General features: G+C 62.6%; 5 protein-coding genes. 1 reads left to right on the plus strand and 4 read right to left on the minus strand.

Annotated elements, in window-relative coordinates; translation table 11 throughout:
* Positions 1-67 precede the first annotated feature (67 nt).
* The gene (locus tag ACE3S9_RS16280) at positions 68-520 is read right to left on the minus strand and encodes a GatB/YqeY domain-containing protein (RefSeq protein ID WP_374547527.1); all 453 of its coding nucleotides are present in this window, start codon (positions 518-520) and stop codon (positions 68-70) included.
* A 142-nt stretch (positions 521-662) separates the two neighbouring features.
* Between ACE3S9_RS16280 and carA the strand changes: the two genes are divergently transcribed.
* Positions 663-1,865, plus strand: coding sequence for a glutamine-hydrolyzing carbamoyl-phosphate synthase small subunit (gene carA / locus ACE3S9_RS16285; RefSeq protein ID WP_374547528.1), 1,203 nt, complete (start codon positions 663-665; stop codon positions 1,863-1,865).
* Positions 1,866-1,922: 57 nt separating this feature from the next.
* On the opposite strand, the gene ACE3S9_RS16290 is transcribed toward carA, so the two are convergent.
* The 3 genes from ACE3S9_RS16290 to panB all read right to left on the minus strand — a co-directional run bounded on the left by ACE3S9_RS16290 (position 1,923) and on the right by panB (position 3,713).
* Positions 1,923-2,318 (minus strand): VOC family protein, encoded by a 396-nt coding sequence (locus tag ACE3S9_RS16290; RefSeq protein ID WP_374547529.1) that lies wholly within the window; start codon positions 2,316-2,318, stop codon positions 1,923-1,925.
* A 102-nt stretch (positions 2,319-2,420) separates the two neighbouring features.
* On the minus strand, positions 2,421-2,717 hold the full coding sequence (locus tag ACE3S9_RS16295; RefSeq protein WP_374547530.1) for a ribbon-helix-helix domain-containing protein: 297 nt from the start codon (positions 2,715-2,717) through the stop codon (positions 2,421-2,423).
* 174 nt (positions 2,718-2,891) lie between these two features.
* On the minus strand, positions 2,892-3,713 hold the full coding sequence (gene panB, locus ACE3S9_RS16300) for a 3-methyl-2-oxobutanoate hydroxymethyltransferase (RefSeq protein WP_374547531.1): 822 nt from the start codon (positions 3,711-3,713) through the stop codon (positions 2,892-2,894).
* Between the last annotated feature and the right edge of the window lie 167 nt (positions 3,714-3,880).

Genomic DNA, 3,880 nt, shown 5'->3' on the forward strand with positions numbered 1-3,880 from the left:
TGTCACGCGCCAACTGGTCACGCGACAGGACGCAGTCTGGCGCCTAACGCCTGCGGGACCGTTAAACTTATCCCGCCAATGCCGCCTTTACCTGCCCGCTGACCTTGGCGAAATCCATCTTGCCGGCATGGCGCGCCTTCAGTTCGGCGATGACCTTGCCCATGTCCTTGATCGAGGCGGCGCCGGTTTCGGCGATGGCGGCCTTGATCGCGGCGGCGACGTCGTCCTCGCTCATTGGCTGCGGCAGGAAGCTGGTGATGACCGCGATTTCCTCGCGCTCCTGGGCGGCGAGTTCGGGGCGGGCGTTGTTCTCGTAGATTTCGGCCGATTCCTGGCGGCTCTTCACCAGCTTCTGGAGCAGCGCCAGAATATCGTCCTCGCCGACTTCCTTGCCGGAGCCGCGGGCCTCGATGTCCTTGTCCTTCAGCGCGGCGGAAATCATGCGGATGGTCTCGACGCGGCGCTTTTCGCCCGCCTTCATGGCGAGCTTGAGTTCCGAGGTGAATTGTTCGCGCAGCATGACGATGTCCTGTTTCTTCTGAAAGCCGCGCACAAAACTTGCGCCGGGAGGCCAAGCCTCTTAAATGCAAGCGGCCGCGCGCAAGTTCCCCGGCTTTTGCTCCGGGGGCGGCTCAATCGCGCAAATCTGTAGAGTGGTCAGGATGCAGGATCAAGCCCGGGATCAAGTCAACGAAAACGGATGGGCGCGGCCCGTTCCCACCGCTTTGCTGGTCCTGGCGGACGGAACCGTGATCGAGGGATATGGCTTTGGCGCGCCCGGCAAGGCGGTCGGCGAGGTCTGTTTCAACACCGCCATGACTGGCTATCAGGAAATTCTCACCGATCCGTCCTATGCCGGCCAGATCGTGACCTTCACCTTCCCCCATATCGGCAATGTCGGCGCCAATGACGAGGATGTCGAAACGGTCGATTATTCGCGGGTGCAGGGCGCGCGCGGGGTGATCGTGCAGGCGCCTGTCACGCAGCCGTCCAGTTTCCGGGCGCAAAAGGGTTTCGAGGACTGGCTGAAGGCGCGCGGCATCATCGGCCTTTCCGGCGTGGACACCCGCGCGCTGACCGCGCTGATCCGCGAGAAGGGCATGCCCAATGCGGTCATCGCCCATGATCCCGAAGGCCGGTTCGATCTCGACGCGCTGAAGAAAGAGGCGGCGGCCTGGCCGGGCATTGACGGCATGGATCTGGTGCCGGGCGTCACAGCCGAGAACGATTACGGCTGGACCGAGACCACCTGGAAGCTCGGCGCGGGTTATGGCGCGCAGGACGGAACGCGCTTCAAGGTGGTGGCGATGGATTTCGGCGTGAAGCGCAATATCTTGCGCCTGCTCGCCGAAGCCGGCTGCGAGGTCAAGGTGGTGCCGGCGACGACCAGCGCCGAGGACATTCTCGCGCTGAAGCCCGATGGCGTGTTCCTGTCCAATGGCCCCGGCGATCCGGCCGAGACCGGCAAATATGCCGTGCCGACCATTCGCAAGATCCTCGAAGCCAAAGTCCCGACCTTCGGCATCTGCCTCGGCCATCAGATGATGGCGCTGGCGGTCGGCGCCCGGACCCTGAAAATGCGCCAGGGCCATCACGGCGCCAATCATCCGGTCAAGGATTTCACTACCCACAAGGTCGAGATCGTCTCGATGAACCACGGTTTCGCGGTCGATCCGGCGACGCTGCCGGCCAATGCCGTGGAGACTCATAAGTCGTTGTTCGACGGCACCAATTGCGGCATCGCCTTGACCGACCGGCCGGCCTTCTCGGTGCAGCATCATCCCGAGGCCTCGCCGGGCCCGCAGGACAGCCATTATCTGTTCGCGCGTTTCGTCGAACTGATGGAAAAGCGCCGCGCGGCGTAACGAGCGCCGGTTCTTGCCAGGCTGGGTCGAGGCCGCGTCCCGTTTCGCGGCCTTTTCCTATTGGTAATGGCCGTGGCGTTGCAGCATTTCGTATTTGTAGCCGTCCGGGTCCTGAACGAAGAAGAAGCGCGCGATCAGGTTCCCGTCTGGCGCGAATTCCTTGATGTCGAGCGGGTTGAAGCCGAGCTTCTGAAAGCGCGCATGTTCGGCGGCGAGGTCGTCGACCACAAAGGCGACATGGCCATAGGCTTCGCCATGCGCATAGGGCTCGGTCCGGTCCTTGTTGACCGTGAGCTCGATTTCGAAATCGACTTCCGGATTGCGCAGATAGATCAGTGTGAAGCTGGGAAAATCCAGTCGGCTGGACGGCTTTAGTCCGAACGCCTTGTCATAGAATTCCACCGACCGCTGTTCGTCGAGAACGCGGATCATGACATGGATCGCCTTGGCCATCATCTGCCCTTTGTCTTGGTCGCGCGAGCGCGCTTCGACGCAAGCTTAGCGGCGGGCAGGGGCGGCGGGTGGTATTCCGCTGTTACTATTCGCTGGAAATGGTCAGGCGACCCGCCGCCCGTCGAGCGAGGCCGCCGCCGGCCCGTTCTCCAGGGCGACGATGCAGATACATCGCAAATGGGAGGCGAAATTGGCCACTTCGCCCCACAGACCGAGAATTTCGTCATGCAGGGTCGAAATGAAACGGGGCACGCTCATCTCCTGCTGGCGGGCGATCTGTTCGAGAATGCGCCAGAAGATTTTTTCAAGTCGAATGCTGGTCGATTGCCCGTTCAGCCGGATCGAGCGCGTCTCGAAGGCGTAGGAATCCGGATGCTGGTTCGCAAAAAAACGGCACATGATTGCCTCCCTTCGGCGGCTGTCCCTTGTTTTTCCGCACCGGTCGTCGCCGGTTTCGCGTGAGCCCTTGTTTCCGCCGACGACAGATTATGCGTAGCAGCCGCCTTGGCTAGGCGCGAAACGAAAAAAGTTCGGCTGGACGATCCAAGACGAGGAGCGAAAGACCTTCGCGTCTCAGCCGTGCTTTTCCATGAACTCCGCCTCGAACTGGGCGAAAACCTCCGCCGGCATGGCCGAACAATTGGCCATGGTCGGGAAATCCTTGGCCTTGACGTCGAGCAGATAGGCGGCGGCCGCCGTGCGCATGGTCGCGCCGACCTCGGCGTAGCGGCGATTATGGCGAAAATTCTTTTCCGCATAGCCGAGCACATCGGGGAAGACCAGCACCTGGCCGTCATTATGCGGCCCCGCGCCGATCCCGATCGTGGCGGCCTTGATCGCCCGCGTCACGGCGGCGGCGAGCTCGGCCGGCGCCAGTTCGATCACCAGCATGAACACGCCGGCCGCGTCGAGCGCCTTGGCGTCGGCGAAGATTTTCGCGGCTTCCTCGAAAGTCTTGCCGTGGACACGCCTTTCGCAATGCTGCGGCTCATAGCCGAGATGGCCGCAGACCGGAACGCCGGCGGTGGCGAGCACCTGCACCAGCTCGGGATGGGCGCCTTCGAATTTCACCGCATCGGCGCCGGCCTGTTGCAGGAATTTGGCGCTGGCGACGGCCTGTTCGGGCGAATCATAGGTCGCGAAGGGCATGTCGGCGATGACGAATGTGTCGGGCGCGCCGCGCCGCACGGCGCGGGTGTGATGCGCCATATCGGCGAGGGTGACCTCGCGTTCGCTGGCGTAGCCCAGAATATTCACGCCGACGCTGTCGCCGACCAGAATCACGTCGATCCCAGCCTGTTGCTGCGCGCGCGCCTGGGGCGCGTCATAGGCGGTGAGCATGGCGATTTTCTCGCCATGGCGCTTCATTTCGGCGAATCTGGCTAAAGAGCGCATGGAAATTCTCGTCATTTCCCGAAGGACGGCCGCCAGCGGCGCGTCCTCGACCTGAATTATGCGATCCGCCGCTGGCGGCCACTCTCTATCTGTCTGTGCTTCGCGCGTCTACAAGATGGCGGCGAAACGTTTTTTGCATGACCGCCCTGTGGATAGCGGCGACAAGC

This window comes from Rhodoblastus sp., from assembly GCF_041915505.1.
Classification (GTDB): Bacteria; Pseudomonadota; Alphaproteobacteria; order Rhizobiales; family Beijerinckiaceae; genus Rhodoblastus.

Bases quoted from the DNA above. Each gene is read 5' to 3' on its own strand.
- ACE3S9_RS16280 (WP_374547527.1), bottom strand. From the start codon at position 520: ATGCTGCGCGAACAATTCACCTCGGAACTCAAGCTCGCCATGAAGGCG.
- carA (WP_374547528.1), top strand. From the start codon at position 663: ATGCAGGATCAAGCCCGGGATCAAGTCAACGAAAACGGATGGGCGCGG.
- ACE3S9_RS16290 (WP_374547529.1), bottom strand. From the start codon at position 2,318: ATGGCCAAGGCGATCCATGTCATGATCCGCGTTCTCGACGAACAGCGG.
- ACE3S9_RS16295 (WP_374547530.1), bottom strand. From the start codon at position 2,717: ATGTGCCGTTTTTTTGCGAACCAGCATCCGGATTCCTACGCCTTCGAG.
- panB (WP_374547531.1), bottom strand. From the start codon at position 3,713: ATGCGCTCTTTAGCCAGATTCGCCGAAATGAAGCGCCATGGCGAGAAA.